Source organism: Klebsiella sp. MS 92-3 (assembly GCF_000195655.1).
Classification (GTDB): Bacteria; Pseudomonadota; Gammaproteobacteria; order Enterobacterales; family Enterobacteriaceae; genus Klebsiella; species Klebsiella pneumoniae.
This window is the reverse complement of record NZ_GL882860.1, coordinates 5,256-8,062: the sequence shown is the minus strand read 5'-3', so window position 1 is coordinate 8,062 and position 2,807 is coordinate 5,256. Positions and strand designations below refer to the sequence as shown.

Genomic DNA, 2,807 nt, shown 5'->3' with positions numbered 1-2,807 from the left:
AACCCGTAAGTTTGCCTTTATCGCGGTCCCGCCCGCCTGTAACCCCGCTCACCGGGGTTACAGCATTTCGATGATATCATCCCCTTTTGGCGTACTGCCGCTCAGCGCCTCATCAAAATAGTGCTTCGGCACGGTATAACGCAGACGCTCGATCGCCAACTGCATACTGCGATCGTCAATGGCATGCCCGAGATCGTCGACAATATCTAAGGTCACGTCGCCGCCCGCCTGCTGTAACGCCTCCTCGGCCGACACCGCCCACGCCAGGTCGATAACCCGATCTTCACCACCGTGGATCAGGTGAATGGTAGTGGCCGTCGTTGCCGTCTCCGGCAGCGTCGCATAGCGGCCATTAAAGGCGATGACCCGCGAAGCCAGATCCGGCGCCGCTTTGATACTCTCCAGCGACATAATCGCCCCCTGAGAGAAACCGATCAGCGCGGTGGCCAGTGGACTGACGCCGCTTTTCTCCTGCCAGTAGCGTACAATTTCAATAAAGGTCGGCATAATGGCGTCGATGCGCTGCTGACGATTCTCTTCCGTCACCCCCTGCAGCGAAAACCACTGCCGACCGTTGGGGCCGCAAGGTTCCACACCGCCAATGCTGACGATCAGCGCATCGGGAAACTGCGGCGCGAACCAGCTGCCGATTTGCCCCATGGAGACCGGGTTATCCCCTACGCCATGAAACAGCAGCAACAGCTGTTGCGCAGGCGTCGCAGGACTTTGAACAATAAAATGATCGTGTTTCATGGCTGTCTCCTTAGTGTTTGCGGGCAGTGTACGCCGCTCGCCAGATATGACCATGCCATTTAACTGAATGAGTTAGTTAAAAAAATTGCAGATGCGCCACCTGCTGACGCAGCGCCTCAGCGCGCGCTGCATCAAGGGAGCGCAAGGCGTCAGCGGCCTCCCGACGCCATCTCGCCTGCAAGGCTTTTCGCCCCGTCAGCTGCAGCACGGCGCAGAGTGCGGCCTCCTCTTTGCCCTGCAGTCGTCCCCGCAGGGCCGGCAACGGCATGTCGGCCTGCATCAGTAGGCGGTTGAGGCAGCCCAGCGCCGCGGCCAGCGGGCGGTGGGCGAAGGCAAAGCTCGCCGCTTCCAGCCAGTCCTCATCACTAAGCATAGCGTCTGCGACGGCCGGCAGCGGCGCGGATTCCTCTCGCCACGGGCGAAGCCAGTATTCATCGCGCTGCAGCCGCTGCGCCTCCCGCTGCGCCAGCTGGCGCCCTGCCGCGGTCAACGGATAGAGGGCCATCGCCGTATAGCAGCCGCTGCTGGCCTCGCGATGGGTACCCAGCCGTACGAGGGTAAACCCGCAGCGTTGCCAGAAGCGCCACAGCTCAGCGGTATAGCCGAAGCTGACGGAGAGATAGTCATAGCCAGCGGCATCGGCGGCGATATCGGCGATCATCTTCCGCCCGAGGCCTTCCCGCTGGCGGGTGGGATGGACAGCGATCCGACTGACCCGCAGCCCGCGCAGCGTCGCCGCCAGGGGACTGCCGCCGTGCGCCGCCAGCGACTGGGCGACCAGATTCCCGCGCGGCCGGCGAAAACCCGCCCATACCGCCCGGCTCAGTTCGCGAGAAAGTCCCCCCTCGGCCACCAGCCACAGGGCGCCCGCTACCGCGCCGCCGGCGCGAGCGCAGCGGAAAGCCTGGCCCGGAGCATCCATCATGCGCCGCAGATCGAGCGGGGAAGTTCGGTAATGCGCCCCGGACAATAGCTGGTACATCGCCTCCGGTAGCGCTGGCTGCGTTTGCCAGCAGGACTGATTGACCGCCTCCAGGGCTAGCTCCCCCATCGGCGCGTCGCGAAATGCCTCATCGTTAAAGATAAGCAACTGACTGATGGCTGACTCCAGCGGACAGCCCGCCGCCCAGCGGATCGGGGCGTTCAGGGTGAACGATTGCAGATGGGGCAGACTGGCGCAAAATTTCAGCAGGAACCCGCGACCGGTGCCCTCGTACCCTTGCACCGTCGTGGTGAGTAGCGTGCGGGGAAAACGGCTCACCAGTTGCCGGAGAAGCGGAGCCGGGATAGCCGCGGCCTCATCGACTATCAGCCACGCCGCCTTTTCTTTCGACGCCAGCAGCGCATCGGGCGCCATAAAGCGCAACGTCTCCCCGGCAAAGCTGGCCAGCACCTCGACAGCGCTACGCGTTGGGGCGGTGACGATGGCCTCGCCCCCAAGCTGGCGCAGGAGCATGCCCGCCAGCGCGGACTTCCCCCGTCCACGCTCCGCCGTCACCGCCGCGATACCGGGCGGCAGGCGTATCAGTTGCTCAAGGATTGCCGCCTGCTCGGCCTGCGGGCGGCCATCGGCGGGATGCCAGTCTGGACACGGGGCGGCCAGCGGGAAACGTGGCCGGTCCGACTGCCGCCAGAGCAACACCTCCGGATCGGCGATAAACTGCCGACAGCAGCGGTGAACAAAGTTAGGGGTAACGATAGGGTCAGGCGTATCGCTCCAGCGCAGAGAGTCCTCATCCGCCCGGGTCGGCCAGTCGGCGAAGGGGGGCGTCAGCAGCACCAGCCAGCTTCCCGCCCGCAGCGTGCCGCTCAGGGCCGCCATGGCGGCCACATCAAACCCGCGCCGGGCATCGAAAAAGGCGTGCATCACTTCCCGCCCCAGCAGCGTTTTCAGCGCGCCGGGCGCCACGCAGGGCGCAGAACCCGGCTCGGGGCCAACCCACAGGCCATCGCCGCCGAGCCTCTCCCGTAGCGCCTGCGCCTGCTGCAGCGTCCAGCTCTCATCGCCGCTGAGCACCAGCAGGCGACGGATCCCCTCCCCCCCCCCCCCCCCG

2 protein-coding genes are annotated in these 2,807 nt (G+C 65.3%); both read right to left on the bottom strand.

The annotated features are described in order from the left end of the window. Positions 1 to 57: 57 nt before the first annotated feature. The gene (gene ypfH / locus HMPREF9538_RS03475; RefSeq protein ID WP_002913770.1) at positions 58 to 753 is read right to left on the bottom strand and encodes an esterase; all 696 of its coding nucleotides are present in this window, start codon (positions 751 to 753) and stop codon (positions 58 to 60) included. A gap of 76 nt (positions 754 to 829) precedes the next feature. Then, the gene (locus tag HMPREF9538_RS03480; protein WP_228701590.1) at positions 830 to 2,785 is read right to left on the bottom strand and encodes a tRNA(Met) cytidine acetyltransferase TmcA; all 1,956 of its coding nucleotides are present in this window, start codon (positions 2,783 to 2,785) and stop codon (positions 830 to 832) included. Positions 2,786 to 2,807: the final 22 nt, after the last annotated feature.

What these genes read in the sequence shown, in the direction of transcription:
- ypfH (WP_002913770.1), bottom strand. Translation starts at nt 753, where the DNA reads ATGAAACACGATCATTTTATTGTTCAAAGTCCTGCGACGCCTGCGCAA.